Annotated in this window: 16 protein-coding genes; 10 read left to right on the top strand and 6 right to left on the bottom strand. The window is 62.3% G+C overall.

Features of this window, described 5'->3' with window-relative positions; translation table 11 throughout:
- Positions 1-487, bottom strand: a 487-nt coding sequence (locus tag ACK4TM_RS13375) for a glutathione S-transferase family protein (protein ID WP_409702069.1), incomplete at its 3' end; no start/stop codon positions are given.
- A gap of 68 nt (positions 488-555) precedes the next feature.
- Here ACK4TM_RS13375 and ACK4TM_RS13370 point away from each other — a divergent pair.
- The 4 genes from ACK4TM_RS13370 to ACK4TM_RS13355 all read left to right on the top strand — a co-directional run bounded on the left by ACK4TM_RS13370 (position 556) and on the right by ACK4TM_RS13355 (position 8,090).
- Positions 556-1,356 (top strand): helix-turn-helix transcriptional regulator, encoded by an 801-nt coding sequence (locus tag ACK4TM_RS13370; protein WP_409702067.1) that lies wholly within the window; start codon positions 556-558, stop codon positions 1,354-1,356.
- 97 nt (positions 1,357-1,453) lie between these two features.
- Positions 1,454-3,157, top strand: coding sequence for an autotransporter assembly complex protein TamA (locus tag ACK4TM_RS13365; protein WP_409702065.1), 1,704 nt, complete (start codon positions 1,454-1,456; stop codon positions 3,155-3,157).
- On the top strand, positions 3,154-7,410 hold the full coding sequence (locus ACK4TM_RS13360) for a translocation/assembly module TamB domain-containing protein (protein ID WP_409702063.1): 4,257 nt from the start codon (positions 3,154-3,156) through the stop codon (positions 7,408-7,410). The genes ACK4TM_RS13365 and ACK4TM_RS13360 overlap by 4 nt, the downstream gene beginning before the upstream one ends.
- Positions 7,411-7,517: 107 nt before the next feature.
- Positions 7,518-8,090, top strand: coding sequence for a hemerythrin domain-containing protein (locus tag ACK4TM_RS13355; RefSeq protein ID WP_409702060.1), 573 nt, complete (start codon positions 7,518-7,520; stop codon positions 8,088-8,090).
- On the opposite strand, the gene ACK4TM_RS13350 is transcribed toward ACK4TM_RS13355, so the two are convergent.
- Positions 8,091-8,447, bottom strand: a complete 357-nt coding sequence (locus tag ACK4TM_RS13350; protein ID WP_409702058.1) for a dihydrodipicolinate reductase — start codon at positions 8,445-8,447, stop codon at positions 8,091-8,093.
- A gap of 78 nt (positions 8,448-8,525) precedes the next feature.
- Complete coding sequence (gene dapB / locus ACK4TM_RS13345) at positions 8,526-9,335, bottom strand: 4-hydroxy-tetrahydrodipicolinate reductase (RefSeq protein WP_409702056.1); 810 nt, start codon at positions 9,333-9,335, stop codon at positions 8,526-8,528.
- A gap of 95 nt (positions 9,336-9,430) precedes the next feature.
- Between dapB and rbfA the strand changes: the two genes are divergently transcribed.
- Entirely contained in the window at positions 9,431-9,826 is a 396-nt protein-coding gene (gene rbfA / locus ACK4TM_RS13340; RefSeq protein WP_409702054.1) for a 30S ribosome-binding factor RbfA, read from the top strand.
- A complete protein-coding gene (locus tag ACK4TM_RS13335) occupies positions 9,823-10,539 on the top strand; it encodes a phosphodiester glycosidase family protein (RefSeq protein WP_409702052.1) in 717 nt (238 codons plus the stop codon). Before rbfA ends, ACK4TM_RS13335 begins: the two co-directional genes overlap by 4 nt.
- Here the strand turns inward: ACK4TM_RS13335 and ACK4TM_RS13330 are convergent.
- Positions 10,506-10,940, bottom strand: coding sequence for an NUDIX hydrolase (locus tag ACK4TM_RS13330; RefSeq protein WP_409702050.1), 435 nt, complete (start codon positions 10,938-10,940; stop codon positions 10,506-10,508). The two genes, ACK4TM_RS13335 and ACK4TM_RS13330, sit on opposite strands and share 34 nt — an antisense overlap.
- 108 nt (positions 10,941-11,048) lie before the next feature.
- On the opposite strand from ACK4TM_RS13330, the gene ACK4TM_RS13325 reads away from it, so the two are divergent.
- The 3 genes from ACK4TM_RS13325 to ACK4TM_RS13315 are packed head-to-tail and all read left to right on the top strand — an operon-like array spanning position 11,049 to position 12,804.
- A complete protein-coding gene (locus ACK4TM_RS13325) occupies positions 11,049-11,960 on the top strand; it encodes a tetratricopeptide repeat protein (RefSeq protein ID WP_409702048.1) in 912 nt (303 codons plus the stop codon).
- 26 nt (positions 11,961-11,986) lie between these two features.
- A complete protein-coding gene (locus tag ACK4TM_RS13320) occupies positions 11,987-12,628 on the top strand; it encodes an LON peptidase substrate-binding domain-containing protein (RefSeq protein WP_409702046.1) in 642 nt (213 codons plus the stop codon).
- Complete coding sequence (locus tag ACK4TM_RS13315) at positions 12,625-12,804, top strand: Trm112 family protein (RefSeq protein ID WP_409702044.1); 180 nt, start codon at positions 12,625-12,627, stop codon at positions 12,802-12,804. The genes ACK4TM_RS13320 and ACK4TM_RS13315 overlap by 4 nt, the downstream gene beginning before the upstream one ends.
- 21 nt (positions 12,805-12,825) lie before the next feature.
- On the opposite strand, the gene ACK4TM_RS13310 is transcribed toward ACK4TM_RS13315, so the two are convergent.
- Positions 12,826-13,098: a putative quinol monooxygenase gene (locus ACK4TM_RS13310; protein WP_409702042.1), complete on the bottom strand. Its 273-nt coding sequence runs from the start codon at positions 13,096-13,098 to the stop codon at positions 12,826-12,828.
- Positions 13,095-14,342, bottom strand: coding sequence for a UbiH/UbiF/VisC/COQ6 family ubiquinone biosynthesis hydroxylase (locus tag ACK4TM_RS13305; RefSeq protein WP_409702040.1), 1,248 nt, complete (start codon positions 14,340-14,342; stop codon positions 13,095-13,097). The genes ACK4TM_RS13310 and ACK4TM_RS13305 overlap by 4 nt, the downstream gene beginning before the upstream one ends.
- 43 nt (positions 14,343-14,385) lie before the next feature.
- Between ACK4TM_RS13305 and ACK4TM_RS13300 the strand changes: the two genes are divergently transcribed.
- Complete coding sequence (locus tag ACK4TM_RS13300; protein WP_409702071.1) at positions 14,386-15,714, top strand: amidase; 1,329 nt, start codon at positions 14,386-14,388, stop codon at positions 15,712-15,714.
- The last annotated feature ends 232 nt before the right edge of the window (positions 15,715-15,946 follow it).

Raw genomic sequence — 15,946 nt, 5'->3', positions numbered from 1 at the left:
ACAGGAACGGGCTGCTGCACAGCAGATCGGCGGCTGAATAAGTCTCACCCAGCAGATAGGGTTTGTCGCGCAATGCCGCGGATAGCCGGTCTGTCATGGTGGCAAAGTCGCGCAGGCTGGCCGTGATCGCGGGGTGATTGATCTGCGCCCACTGCAGGATGATGACAGGTTCCATCACACCCTGATAATAGAACAGCCATGACAGATAATCGCCCCGCCCCGGCGCACCATGGACGGGGCCCAGCCCCGCTTGCGGATAGCTGTCGGTTAGATGCAGGATGATGGCGCCGCGTTCGCGGATATGCTCATCGCCATCGACCAGATAAGGCACCTTCTTTTCGGGGTGGGGGTTTTGCGGGTCCGGCCCGCCCGATCCGTCCTGACGGGGGATCGTCACCTCGACGATATCAACATCGGCACCCAGTTCGTCGATCAATGTGATGATGGAAGAAGACCGGGAATTGGGAGAATGGTAGAGAACAGGCATAGCAACCTCGCTTTATGTATGGGATTTTCGTATAGATGAAGCCTCCTGACAGAATGCGGCAGTAACCCATGGCCCGGACCGACCGTTTGATGCGATTGATGGATGCCCTGCGCCGCTTGCCGCCGCCTGTGACGGCGCGACGGCTGGCAGAGGAAACCGGAATATCGCAACGCCAGCTTTACCGCGATATCGCGACCTTGCGCGCGGGTGGGGCGTTGATCGATGGCGCGGCGGGGGTCGGTTACGTGCTGACCGAAGATCCCGCACTGCCACCGCAGAGTTTTTCACGGCTGGAGATCGAGGCGCTGATGCTGGCCATGAGCGGGCTGGCGCAGATCGGCGATCCGGATCTGCTGCGCGCGGGGCAGGATGCGCTGGGCCGGATCATCGCCACGCTGCCCGACCCGCAGGCGCGACAGGCGTCGCATCGCGTGATGCGCAGCTGGCGTGCGCCTGCGGCAAGGCCCCCGGTCAAGGTTGATCTGGCCCTGCTGCGTCAGGCCTGTTGGGAAGAACGCAGCCTGACCATCGGCTATCTGGACCAGCAGCATGTGGCGACCGAGCGCGAGGTCTGGCCGCTGGGCCTGTCCTATAGTGACAATACGCTGATGCTGCTGGCCTATTGCCTGCTGCGGCAGGATTACCGGTTATTCCACGTTCACCGCATGCTGCATGCTGCACATAACGGCAACAGCTTCCGGCCACGGCGGGTGGCGCTGCTCAATGACTACCGGCGCATGGCCTGGGATGCGCACAGGACACTGCCGGATGACGCGATTACCCGCGCGCCGGAACAAAGCGTCTCGGCACCCGTTACAGGTTGTGATTGGCCACCAAGCCCATCTTGCGGTAGGTGTGATACCGAATAAGTACATTATGTTCCGAGGTCACGACGTGAAGACAAGCTTGTGGATGACGACAGCCCTGATTTTAGGGGCCGGTATGGCCACAGGCCAGGAAGTCCGATTGGTTGCCGATAATGCAGAGGATGCGCTGACCGCTGCATCCTTGCTCCTGTCGCTGGAAGATACCGCCGGTCCGCAGGATTATGTCGCCGCCGCGCGCGCGGACTATCGCCGGTTGCTGACAGCGCTTTATGCCGAGGGATATTATTCCGGCACCGTATCGATCACCGTGGACGGGGCCGAGGCGGCGAATATCTCGCCCTTGGCCGTGACGTCCGCGATTGGCGAGGTGGTGATCACCGTGAATTCCGGCCCTGCCTTTACATTCGGGCAGGTATCCATCGCGCCGGTGCCGCCAGAGACTGAATTTCCTGCTGATCTGGGCCCGACCGAACGGGCCCGGTCGGGCGAGATCAGAACCGCCGCGAATGCCGGCGTGACCGCCTGGCGCGAACTGGGTTATCCGCTGGCAGGGATCGACACCCAACAGATCGTCGCCCGCCATGCAGATGAAAAGCTGGACGTGACTGTCGGGCTTAACCCCGGACCCCAGTTGCGTTTCGGAGAGCTGGAAGTGAACGGCAATTTCAGGGTCCGCCCCGAAAGGATACGTGAAATCGCAGGGCTTCCGGTGGGCGAGATTTATTCCCCCGATGCCGTGGATGCCGCCGAGACCCGGCTGCGCCGCACCGGCACCTTCAACAGTGTTGCCCTGCGCATAGGCGAAGAGCCGGGGCCGGATGAGACGATCCCAGTGCGCGCCCAGGTGGATGAGGCCGCGCTGCGCCGGATCGGTTTCGGTATCGAATTATCCTCGGTCGAAGGGCTGACCCTGTCCACGTTCTGGCTGCACCGGAATTTTCTGGGCGGCGCGGAACGGTTGCGCGTGGATGCCAGCGTTTCCGACATCAGCGGGGAAACCGGCGGCACCGATTATAGCCTGCGCGCCAGCTTTGCCCGCCCTGCGACCTTTGGCGCCGATACCGATTTTTATATCGAGGCAGAAGTTTCACGGCAGGATGAACCCACATTTCTGATCGACAAATTCGAGATTGAAACAGGCCTGACCCGTTATCTGACGGACGATCTGACTGTCCGTGCCGGGATCGGCCTGTTGACCGCACGCGAAGAAACAGAGCTGGGCGAACGTGATTACACCTTGGTCATCCTGCCCTTGCGCGCAACGCTTGACCGTCGCGACAATGCCGCCAACGCCGCGTCCGGGTATTATCTTGACGGGCGGGCGACGCCTTTTGTCAGCATTGATGGCGAATTGAACGGTGCGCGTCTCTATGGCGATGCCCGCGTCTATCGCAGCTTTGGCGAAAATGACGGGCTGACGCTGGCCGCGCGCGGGATGGTCGGCAGCCTTGTGGGCGCGGATATCAGCGATGCCCCGGCGGATTTCCTGTATTATTCCGGTGGCGGCGGCACCGTGCGGGGCCAGCCATATCAATCACTTGGCGTCGAAACGCTGGTCGGGGGGGATGTTGTCACGACTGGCGGCACCTCTTTTCTGGGGGGGCAGTTCGAGGCGCGCTTTGACATCCGCGAGAACCTGTCTCTCGTCGGGTTTTATGACGTGGGCTATATCGGCGAAACCGCCGTGCCCGGCGAAAGCGGCGACTGGCACGCAGGTGCCGGGATCGGCGCGCGCTATGATACAGGTATCGGGCCGATCCGGCTGGATATCGGGACACCTGCCAGCGGCGACGACGCCGGAGGCAGCGTGCAGGTTTACATCGGAATAGGACAAGCGTTTTGAGATTTATTTGCCTGATCATCCTGTTGTTGCTGCCTGTGTCAGTGTCGGCGCAAACATCGGATGACGACCGTGGTTATCTGACCAATCTGATCGAAAGCAACCTGTCGGGCGAGGACCGCGTTGTCACGATCACCGGTTTCGAAGGCGCGCTGAGTTCCGAGGCCCGTATCGCCCAGATCACCATCGCCGATGCAGAAGGCGTCTGGCTGACGCTGGAAGATCTGGTCCTGCAGTGGAGCAGGGCATCGCTTCTGCGGGGGGCAATCAACGTGCAGCAATTGCGCGCAGGCCGCGTGATCGTGGACCGTGCGCCCATCGGTGGCGACACCGGGCCGTCGCCAGAGGCCCAGCCTTTCGCCCTGCCGGAACTGCCGGTCAGCGTGTCGCTGGGCGTGTTGCAGATCGATCGGATTGAACTGAATGAAACCTTTCTGGGCGAACCCGTGGTGGTCAGCCTGTCGGGATCGGCAAACCTTGCGGGCGGCGAAGGCCGTGCCGATGTGCTGGCCACAAGGCTGGACGGGAAAGAGGGCGTTTTCCAGATCGACGGCAGCTATTCCAATGACACCAATGTGCTGGCGCTGTTGCTCAACCTGCAGGAAGGGCCGGACGGGATCGCCGCACGGCTGATGGATTTGCCGGGCCGTCCTTCGGTCCAGTTGACGGTGGAAGGCAATGCGCCTTTGGATGATTTCGCTGCCAGCCTTACGCTGGCCACCGACGGGCAGGACCGGCTGGCAGGGGATTTCGTCCTGACCAGTACCGAAGGCAGGCAACAGGTGCGGCTGGATGTCGGGGGTGATATTTCGGCCCTGTTTGCAGAGGAATATCAGGATTTCTTTGGTACCGACGCGCAATTGCAGCTGGCGTTGAACCGCACAGATGACGGAAGGATTGATATCCCCCGCATCGCATTGGAGGCGGGCCGCGTCAATCTGGATGGCACCGTGCAGATTGGCCCCCAAGGCTGGCCCGAGACGATCCGGATTGCCGGCGGGATTTCATCTGGGAGTGCGGAGCCGGTGCTGCTGCCCTTGCCCGGCCCACGCACGCTGGTCGATGATGTGACGCTGGCGGTCAATTACGACGCCAGTGTTTCGGACGATTGGGATATGGATCTCACGGTGACCGGGCTCGAAAGGCCCGGTCTGACGATTGACACATTGACCCTGCGCGGTGGCGGTCTTTTGCAATCGGGCGAGGGCGCGCAGACTGGCCAGTTCACCGCGGACCTGAGCTATGGCGCGGAAGGGCTGCAACTGGATGACACTGCCACGGCAGAGGCTTTGGGCGAAGCCGTCACCGGCACGCTTGTCTTGTCGCGCATGGAGGGCGCCCCGACGGAGGTGACCAGTCTGACGCTGACAGGCGCGGGCATCGACCTGGCCGGTCAGGCGCAGGTTGCAGGACCGGCCAACGGATTTCAGACCGATGCGACCGTGACCATCGATGTCGTCGGACTGGGCCGGTTTTCGACGCTTGTCGGGCAGGACCTTGGCGGTGATGCATCTTTCGAGATCGCGGCCGATCTGACGCCGCTTGACGGGCTGTTCGATATTGTCCTGAACGGTGTGACCAGCGACCTGCGCGTGGGCATCCCACAGGCGGACGCCGTGTTGGCCGGGACGGGGACATTGACCGCCAATCTGGTGCGTGACACGACAGGCACAAGGGTGGAAAATTTCACCGTCGCGACGGATGCCGCCGAAATTGCTGCTGCGGTCACGTTGACGAGCGCCGGGTCACAGGCGGAAATCACCGCATCGCTGCGCGATCTGGCCCTGGTGCAGCCCGGCCTGCAAGGTCCCGCGACCACGACCGGGCAGGTGACCATGTCGGATACCGGGCAGATTATATTCAACCTGTCCGGCACCGGCCCTGCGGCCAGTTATCAGACCAGTGGCACAATTGTGCCCGTGCCCGAGGATGGCCAGACCATCAACTTTGAGCTGGACGCCGATGTCACAGACCTGTCTCGCTATGCAGACGTCGCTGGCCGCCCGCTGGCCGGGGCTGCGGCGCTGAACATGCGCGGTGTGGTGCTGAGCGATATGGCCCGCTTTACCTTGGATATTTCGGGTGACACGCAGGACCTGGTGACAGGCATCGACCAACTTGATCCGCTGCTGGCAGGGACCGGCACCCTCGCAATCGCGATGGAACGCACCGGGGATACCAGCCTGCGTCTGAACAATCTGTCGGTGCAGACGCCCAATCTGGACCTGCGCGGCACGGCGGATCTGCAGCTTGACGGCCCTGTCACCGCTGATCTGGCGCTGCGTATCCCCGATGCCAGCGTGCTGGACGGCACGCTGACCGGGCCGCTTGCGCTGACATTGGACGCTACCCCGACGCCGGAAGGCGAAACCGCGACATTGTTGCAGATCAACGGCCCCGGCACCGATCTGCGGCTGGATGCGGTGGTGGCGGATGCTGGTGCTGAATATGCCATAAGGGGCGATGTATCGGCGCAGGTCGCCGACCTGTCCGCCTATGCCGGACTGATTGGTCAGCCGGTCAGGGGCAGTATCAGTCTGAACGGGTCCGGCGCGCTTTTGCCGGATCTGAGCGCGTTTGACGCCCGCATCAACCTGCGCAGCGAAAACCTGGCTATCGGGAACCCGACCGTGGATTCCCTGCTCGCGGGGACGGGGCGCGTCAATGTCGATGCCGGACTGGCAGAGGGTGTGCTGACTGTCCGCACGCTTGAGGTCACAACGCCGCAGGTGTCGCTGGTTGCGGCGCTGGACACAAGCGCAGGCACCGGGCAGGGCCGGTTCAACGCCAGTTTGCGCGATATCGGTCTGTTCACGGATCAGATCAGCGGGCCGGTCCGCGCGACGGGCACGGCATCGATGGATAACGCGGGCAATTGGGGGATCGACGCCAATGGCACCGGCCCTGGCGGGTTGACCGCACAGGTCAGCGGTACTGTCGCGCAATCTGGTCAGCTTGATCTGGGTATCACCGGATCGGCGCCTTTGGGGCTTGCCAATAATGCGATTGAACCACGCCGGTTGAGCGGGACTGCGAATTTCGATCTGCGCGCACAGGGCGCACCCAGTCTGGACGCGCTGAGCGGGCAGGTCACCTTTGCCAACGGTCGGCTTGCCGCGCCGACGCTGGGTCAGGCGCTGAGCGGAATCACCGGGGCGGTCCGGCTGACCAACGGCACCGCGCAGATCGATCTGCGTTCTAACGTCGAAGGCGGCGGCACCGTGGCGGTCAACGGCCCCATCGGGCTGAGCGGTGCAAACAACGCCGATGTCACAGTGCAATTGACCGATGTGGTCCTGCAGGACCCCGAGCTTTACCGCACCACCGTGGGCGGCACGATCACCTTGCAAGGCCCGCTGCAAGGCGGCGCACGGATTGCGGGGCAGCTGGCGCTGGGGCAGACCGATGTGCAGGTGCCTTCATCCGGCCTCAGCACGCTGGGCAGTCTGCCTGATGTCGTGCATCAGAACCCTTCCGCGGATGTGCGCCGCACCCTGTCGCGCGCCGGGCTTCTCCCCAGCGGGGCAGAGGCAACCGGGGCTCGCGGCGGTGGGCGCGCGGCCTTTCCGTTGAATATCGTGATCGACGCGCCATCGCGAATTTTCATCCGCGGCCGTGGCCTTGATGCTGAACTGGGCGGGCAACTGACCATCGGTGGCACCAGTGCTAATGTCATCCCCGTGGGCCGGTTCGAACTGTTGCGCGGACGCATCGACATTCTGCAGCAGCGGTTTGAATTGACCGAAGGCAGCGCATCGCTGCAGGGCGATTTCGAACCCTATATCCGTCTGGTCGCCACGACTCAAAGCGCGGGCGGCACGCAGATCAGCATCATCGTCGAAGGTCCGGCCAGCGAACCAGAGGTGACTTTCCAATCCGTGCCCGACCTGCCGCAGGACGAAGTGCTGTCACAATTGATTTTTGGGCGCGACCTGCAAAGTATCACGCCTTTGCAGGCGGTGCAGCTTGCCTCGGCGATCAGCACTTTGGCCGGGCGTGGCGGCGGCGGGGTGATGGATCAGTTCCGGCAGAACCTTGGTCTGGATGATTTCGATGTGGTCACTGATGAAGATGGCGGTGCCGCCGTGCGCGCGGGCCGCTATCTGTCGGAAAACGTCTATACCGATGTAACGGTCGGCACCGGCGGGACAGAAATCAACCTGAATCTGGACATCACCGATGAGATCGTCGCCAGAGGCGGGGTCGATCAGGATGGGGGCACCAGCATCGGCGTGTTTTTTGAGCGCGACTACTGATCCGATCTGCGTCTGTGCCAGAGTCGCGGTGCGCTGACGCACAATCGCCCACCTAGGCAGCGCGAGGCGGGGCGATTATGTCTGCATCAAAGATGATAGGACAGAAGATGAATGATGAACTTGCCCTGATCAGCCGCGAAAAGCTGCCGGATGCATTGCAGGTGCTTCTGGCGGAATATCCGCGCGAAGGCTGGGAAAAGGACCCCGGCTTTGACGGGTTGATCAGGTTCTGGCTGGACCGGCACCTGATGTTCCGTCGCCTGATGAAGGAAATGTCCGGCGCCACGGATCTGCTGCTGGACCGCAAGATGGCCCCGGATCAGTTTGGTGCCACGCTGTCGCGCTATGGCGGGATGTTCGTGAACGGTCTGCACGAACATCACACGATCGAAGACACCTATTATTTCCCCAAGCTGATTCACAAGGACAAGCGCATCAGCAAGGGTTTCGACATTCTGGATGCCGATCACCATGCGCTGGATGAATTTCTGGCGTCCTTTGTGACCAGCGCAAATGGCGTCTTGCAGGCCACCGGCGACCGGGCAAAACTGCAGGATCAGGGCGGCGTTTTCCAGACCGAGCTGACCCGGCTTGAAAAACTTCTCAACCGTCATCTGGTGGACGAGGAAGAATTGATCGTCCCCGTTATCCTGCGCTATGGCAGCCGCGAGCTGGGCTGATCACCGCAGCCGGAATGCGGCGGCCTGACCCGCCCCCTGATCGACGGTAAATCGGATCAGGTCATCGTTGACCTCGACCAATTGGCAATTAAAGGGGATCGGGTCGCCGCCCCAGACCAGTTCACGGCAGAAATAACCGTCCTGCCAGCTCCATGTGCCTGCGACATCCCAACCGACAGCGCTGCCGGTGACCTGCCCGTCATTCTGCACGACCAGCCTGATTGGATAGAACCGATGGCGCAATTCGCGGCCTTCGACCAGTTGCATGAAAGCGGCCTCATCCGTGACGGGCGCGTAATCGGCGAAAGCAGCGCCCGCAGTCAGGGTCAGGCCGAGTGAAAGAGCCAGTGTTTTCATCGTCAACCTCCGTTTGCGTCTGATTTTATACGCACAAAGGGGTCGGTTGGTTCATTCTGGCCGCATCGGTGATGGGGGTTACAGCCCCAGCACATCCATCATGTCATAAGCGCCGGGGGTCTTGTCCTGACCCCAAAGTGCTGCCTTTAGCGCGCCGCGGGCGAAAATCGCCCGGTCGGTCGCCAGATGCCGCAGCACGATCCGTTCCCCGGCGGCGGCAAAGATGACGTCATGTTCGCCCACGATATCGCCGCCGCGGATCGCGCTGAAACCGATATCACCGCGTTTGCGCGCGCCGGTCATGCCGTCGCGCCCAGAGTCGCGGACATCTGACAGGGGCACGCCACGGCCCGCGGCGGCAGCCTCGCCCAGCATCAGGGCGGTGCCGGAGGGCGCGTCTACCTTTTGGCTGTGATGCGCTTCGACAATTTCGATATCGAAATCGGGGTCGAGGGCGGCGGCGACTTTCTGGGTCAGCTTGACCAGCAGATTAACGCCGAGCGACATATTCCCCGCCCGCACGATCACCGCATGATGGGCGGCCCTGTCGATGGCCGCGATGTCATCGACAGACAGGCCCGTGGTGCCGATCACATGCACGGCGCGCGCTTGCGCGGCAAGTGCTGCAAATTCGACCGTTGCGGCCGGCGCGGTAAAGTCGATCACCGCCTGCGCGCGCGCGAAGGCCGCCAGCGCATCATCGGTCACGGCGACGCCGACAGGCTGGCCACCCATGGCGGTGCCGATATCCTGCCCGACCCATGCGTGGCCCTGCCGTTCCAGCACCCCGGTCAGATGGCATTTGTCCGATGCCAGCACGGCACGGATCAGCATCTGCCCCATGCGCCCTGATCCCCCAGTGATCACGATTCCCGGTGTGTCGGTCATGTCTGCCCCTTCGCTTTGCGCCCTGTTTAGCGGCGCTTGGCGCAGGACGCAAAGCCTTGCTTGGCTTTGCGGGCAAGAGTGATTAAATGTCCCTCATGGCAAAGAACACACAAAGAGACGGTAAAGCCCCGACGCAGCGGATGCTGCGGGTGGGCGAGATGATCCGCCGGACATTGTCCGAAATCCTGCAGCGGGGTGAAGTCCACGACCCCGACCTTGCACGCATGTCCATCACCGTGGGCGAGGTGCGTATGTCACCCGATCTACGGATCGCGACGGCGTTCATCCTGCCACTGGGCGGTGAGGGCAAGGAAGAAGCCCTGGACGCGCTGCGCCGCAACCGCCACGAGGTCCGGCATCTGGTGGTCAAGGGCGGCACGATGAAATTCGCGCCCGAATTGCGGTTCCAACTGGACGGCACATTCGATCAGATGGACGCCACACGTGCGCTGTTGGCGGAGGATCACGTCAGGCAGGATCTGGACAAGTGAAACGCGCGCTGTGGTTGCTGTTGATCTGGTTTGCAGCCCCTGCAGCGGCCGTGACCTGCGAAAATGTCAGCTATCTGGATAAAAGCTATACCACCTGCACGGTCGATCCCGCCCGTGACAACCTACGCCTGTTCCACCGGCAGGCCGATGGTATCATCGGCAGTTTCCGCGGGATCGAGGCAATGCCCGACGTCGCGGCCCTGCCTTTTGCGATGAATGCGGGGATGTATCATCCTGATCGCGCCCCGGTCGGGCTGTATATCGAAGGCGGGGTAGAGGCGATGCGCGTCATCCCCAACGCCGGACCGGGCAATTTTGGTCTGCTGCCCAATGGCGTGTTCTGCATCAATGACGACAGCGCGCTTGTGTTCGAAACGATGGATTACATCGCGGAAAACCCAACCTGCCGCGACGCCACCCAATCCGGCCCGATGCTGGTGATCGACGGGGCGCTGCACCCAAGGTTCCTGCCTGACAGCAATTCGCGGTTTCTGCGCAATGGAGTCGGCACCACCGGGGCGGGGGATCGTGCGGTCTTTGTCATTTCCAACAACGCGGTCAGTTTCCACGAATTCGCCAGTTTCTTTCGCGATTACCTGCAATTGCCCAATGCGCTGTATTTCGATGGCAAGGTGTCGCGGCTGCACGCCCCTGCGCTTGGCCGGTCCGATTTCGGGTTTCAGCTTGGCCCGATTGTCGGCGTTGTCGAATAGGCCAGCCGCGCGATCCGTTCCACATCGGCGCTGCAATCCAGACCGGTGATCTCTTGCGGGCTGAACCAGCCGACATCGGACACGTCATCCGCCGCGACAGGCGTGCCGCTGACGTAATCGCACAGCACCACGGCCAGCAGGAAATGGAATTCCAGCCGTCCTGTCGCATCATGTTGAATGATATCAAGATTTGTCAGATAGCCCTGCGCGCGCCCCTGCACGCCGGTTTCCTCGGCCAGTTCGCGCAGGGCGGCGGCTAGTGCTGTCTCTCCGGGATCGACATGCCCGCCGGGAAAGCCCCAGCGCCCCGCATCCGGCGGGTTCTTGCGCCGCACCAGCAGCACCCGGCCTGCGTGGCGCAGCACGGCGATAGCGGCCAATCTGGGGAAATGACGGGTCATGGGTGCAGTTTAAAGCCTGGGTCAGGCAAGGGAAAGCGCCATTGCCTCTTGGCGCTGGGCATGATTGCACACATATAGAAGGTCAAATCCCGATCAAGGAGCACCGCCATGCTGGAACTGAACGCGAAACCGCAACCCCCTGTCGATGTCATCAAGGACGGCACAGATGCCAGTTTCCCGGCTGATGTGATCCAAGCCTCGCAGGATGTGCCGGTGATCGTCGATTTCTGGGCACCGTGGTGCGGCCCGTGCAAGACGCTTGGCCCCGCGATCGAGGCGGCGGTGACCAAGGCCGCTGGCCGCGTCAAGCTGGTCAAGATCGATGTGGATGCCAACCCCGCGTATGCGGGCCAGTTGCGGGTGCAGTCGATCCCCACGGTCTATGCCTTTTATCAGGGTCGCCCGGTGGACGGGTTTCAGGGGGCGCTGCCGCCGTCCGAGATCAACGCCTTTGTCGAAAAGATCGCCAATCTTGCCAGCGCGCCCGAAGATGACGGGCTGACCGAGGCGCTGGATGCCGCTGATCTGATGCTGACCGAAGGGGCCGCCACGGATGCTGCCGAAACCTTTGCTGCGATCCTGCAGGAAGATCCTGCCAATGTCCGCGCCTATGCCGGGCTGGTCCGGTCCTATCTGGCGCTGAACGATATCGATCAGGCCGAGGCGATTTTGAACGGCGCGCCTGCCGAAATTTCGACTGATCCCGCGTTAGAGGCGTTGCACGCCCAGATCACCCTGCTGCGCGAGGCGGCCGATGCCGGACCTATCAGCGAGTTGCAGGCGCAGGTCGATGCGGACCCGGCGAACCATCAGGCCCGGTTCGATCTGGCCGTGGCGCTACATGCCAACGGCGAGGTGGAACAGGCCGTGAATGAGTTGCTGGAGCTTTTCCGCCGCGACCGGGACTGGAACGAAGGGGCCGCAAAAACCCAATTATTCAAAATATTCGACGCCCGCGATGCCAAGGACCCGATTGTCCTGACCGGGCGGCGTAAACTGTCGTCGATCATATTTGCCTGATCACGACAGCGGGCTATTATCATCTTATGATTTCATCAACTGATCTGCCAGACACCATCCCGGTGTTTCCCCTGCCCGGCGCGCTGCTTTTGCCGCGTTCGCGCTTGCCGCTGCATCTGTTCGAGCCGCGCTATCTGGCGATGCTCGATGACGTGCTGAAGACATCCTCGCGGCTGATCGGGATGGTGCAGCCCTATGATTCCCCCGGCGCCGCCGGAAAGCTGCACAGCATCGGTTGCGCGGGCAAGCTGACCGCGTTTTCCGAGACTGAGGATGGCCGTTACATGATCACCCTGTCGGGCGCGTCCCGGTTCCGTATCGTCGAAGAGGTCGAAGGTTTCACCCCCTACCGCCGCTGCAAGGTGAACTGGCAGGGCTTTTCCCGCGATCTGGGGCCTGTGGAAAAGGACGACGATTTCGACCGTCAAAGTTTCATGAAAGCGCTGAACCGCTTTCTGGAGGATCGTGGCCTGTCCACCGACTGGGACAGCCTGAAAGAGGCTGAGGATGAATTGCTGATCAATTCGCTGTCCATGCTCTGCCCCTTCACCCCGGAAGACAAACAGGCCCTGCTGGAGGCACCGTCGCTGTCCACCAGGCGCGAAACCCTGCTGACGCTGATGGAATATTCCCTGCGTGGCGGCGATGGCGAAGGTGTCATGCAATGAGCAGTGCAGAATTCGACCCCAGGATGCTGGAGGCGCTGGTTTGCCCCGTCACTCACGCCACCCTGCGTTATGATGCCGAAAAGCAGGAACTGATCAGTGAGAACGCGCATCTGGCATTTCCGATCAGGAACGGGATACCCGTAATGCTGGTGGATGAGGCGCGGCAGGTGGAGTGAGGGCGGCTTTGCACCCGATTTTCAATTATCCGACACGGTGAATTCCCGCCTGATATCTGCGGTGGCCACCCACCAGGCTGACGCCTGTGTCCGTTGTTGATGTGCATCGAACGCGGCCCTGTCGGTGAATGTCTCATCGACGTGCCAGATCAATGGATCGTCGGTTTGCCTAACTTCGAAACGGATACATCCCGCCTCTGCCCGCGACAGGCGGGTATGTTCGGGCAGGTGGTGTGCCACACGCGCCGCCTGCTCTGACGTCTGGCAGATCAATTGTCCGCAAAGCTGGATCATCTCTGCATCAACCGTGGCAAATGACCGTTCAGCCCTGCCGCCTGCCGCATGAAGCCGCGCCGCAAGCGGGGGGCGCTGTTGATCAGCCCCATGCCGATGTCGCGGGCGGCGCGGATCAGGGGCTTGTCGTTGGAAAACAGCCGGTTGAACGTGTCCGTCGCCAGCGCGAGCGTTGCCGTGTCGAACCGCCGCCATTCCTGATAACGCTGCAACGTCTGGGCGCTGCCGATATCCTCACCCCGGCTGCGCGCGGTGGCCAGCACATCGGCCAAGGCGGCGACATCGCGCAGACCGGCGTTCAGCCCTTGCCCCGCAATCGGGTGGATGCCGTGGGCCGCGTCGCCGACCAGCGCCACACGGTCCGCGATCAGGCTGTTGGCCAGTGTCAGGTTCAAAGGATAGCTGAACCGCGCCCCGGTCAGGCTGATATCGCCCAAGAAACTGCCGAAGGCGGGCTTTAATGCGGCGGTAAAGGACGCCTCGTCCATCACCATCAGCGCTTTGGCGCGGGCTGTTGTCTCGCTCCAGACGATGGAACTGCGGTTGCCGGTCAGTGGCAGGATCGCCAGTGGCCCGGCGGGCATGAAGAATTGATGCGCGATGCCGTTATGGGGTTTGTCATGGGTCACGGCGCAGACCACGGCGGTCTGTCCGTAATCCCAGCCGGTGCGTTTGATGCCTGCACGTGCGGCGGTGCCGGATTTACGCCCGTCCGACCCGATCAGCAAAGTGGCGTCCAATGTCGCACCGGACGCCAGCGTGACAGTCACGCCGCCCGGCGCGACCTGCTGCCCCACGACGGTTTCAGCAGCCAGATGTGTGATGCGCTCGTCCGCCGCCATGGCATCAAGGAAAGCGCGGCGCAGGTGCCGGTCTTCGACCAGATAGCCCATCGGGCCTTCTTCGATCTCGGCATGGTCGAAATGCATCATCCAGGGGCTGGGGCCTTCGCCGGCACGCCCGTCTGTGACCTTGATTTCCAGCATTGGCTGGGCCTTTTCCACGATCACGGGCCAGATGCCAATGCCGCGCAGCAACCGCATGGATGTCAGCGCCAGCGCATAGCTGCGCCCGTCGAAATCAGGGTCCTTGTGGACAGGCAAGGGCAGGCTGTCGATTATCGTCACGGTGAAACCGGCTTGCGCCGCTGCCAAGGCCAGGGCAGGTCCGTTCAGGCCGCCACCCACGATGATCATATCATTTTTCATAAGGATCAATATGCGCCAAGAGGCGGGATTGTCCATGCGCCTTTGCGCCGCTAGGGTCCCGCCAAACAGGAGTATAATGATGGATGACTGGCGCTGGCAAACTGCCGCCGATCTGGGGCGGGGCATTGCCGCCGGGGCGATTGACCCGGTCGCGCTGACCGAGATTTATCTGGATGCCATCGACACCCATGAATATCGCGACCGGATCTATGCGCGTGTGACGCATGCCCGCGCGCGGGCCGAGGCAAAGGCAGCGGCAGAGCGGGCCGCATCCGGGCTGCGCCGGGGGCCGTTGGATGGCGTGCCGGTGTCGTGGAAGGATTTGTTCGACAGCGCCGGTATCGGGACCGAGGCGGGGACAGCCCTGATGGCTGGCCGCGTGCCGGAGCGGGATGCCGTGGTGCTAGAAAATGCCACGGCGGCGGGGCTGGTTTGTCTGGGCAAGACGCATATGTCGGAAATTGCCTTTTCCGGTCTGGGCCTGAACCCGATCACTGCAACGCCGCCTTGCGTGAATGATGTGAATGCTGTGGCGGGGGGATCATCGTCGGGGGCTGCGGCCTCGGTCGCGTTCGGGCTGGCGGCGGCGGGGATCGGCACGGATACCGGCGGGTCGGTGCGGATACCGGCAGCGTGGAATGACCTGATTGGGCTGAAAACCAGCCACGGGCGGCTGTCGTTGGAGGGTGTTGTGCCGTTGTGCCTGACCTTTGATACCGTCGGACCCCTGTGCCGGTCGGTGGAGGATGCGGGTTTGCTGCTTGCCGCGCTGGAAGGGGCAAAGCCTGTTGACCTGACGGGCGCCGATCTGTCCGGTGTCCGGTTGATGGTGCTGGATACGATTGCGCCGGACGATATGCGCGATACCCCGCGAATGGCGTTCGAGGCGGCGGTGGATCGCCTGAAGGCTGCTGGCGCGCAGGTCGAACATCGCTATTTTTCGCAGCTTTTCGATGCGTTCAACGTGGCGGGCAATCTTTATGCCGCCGAAAGCTATGGCTGGTGGCGCGATCTGGTCGAGGCGCATCCCGAAAAGATGTTCCCCCAGATATTGGAACGTGTGCGCGGCGGCAAAACCGTATCCGGCCCCGATTTCGTGGCGGGCTGGAATATCCTGCGCGGCATCCGCAAGGAATATGCCGCCGAGACCGCGCAATTCGACGCGGTGATCATGGCGACGGCACCTTTGTTGCCGCCGGATGCGGAACGTTTGTTGACGGATGACGCCTATTACAAATCTGAAAACCTGCTTGCCCTGCGCAACACCCGCGTGGCGAACTTGCTGGATGTCTGTTCGATCACTTTGCCCACCAGCGTACCGTCCTGCGGGATCATGTTCAACGGGCAGACTGGAACCGAGGCGCGGTTACTGCGGCTGGCGGTCGCGGCGGCGCGGGCTTTGGGGTAAGTATCTGACGCCCTCGGCTGCGCTATTGAGGCGCAGAAGATGGGCGCGCCCGGTCTGAAATGCCACAAATTCCCGCCAAAACGAGGCGGGCGCTGGACACAAGCGCCCCGGCTGCGTTAGTTTGCATCAAAAGCGGGGCGAAATGATCCCGCGAATTGAGGCAGTTATGGATTTTCCCGCGCGGTTTTCGGACCTTCCGGTTGCGACATGGCCACGTCTGCGTGCGCTTTTG

This window comes from Yoonia sp. (genome assembly GCF_046292185.1).
Lineage (GTDB): Bacteria > Pseudomonadota > Alphaproteobacteria > Rhodobacterales > Rhodobacteraceae > Yoonia.
Note: the sequence above shows the minus strand (reverse complement) of the source record. Positions and strands in the feature narration are given on the sequence as shown.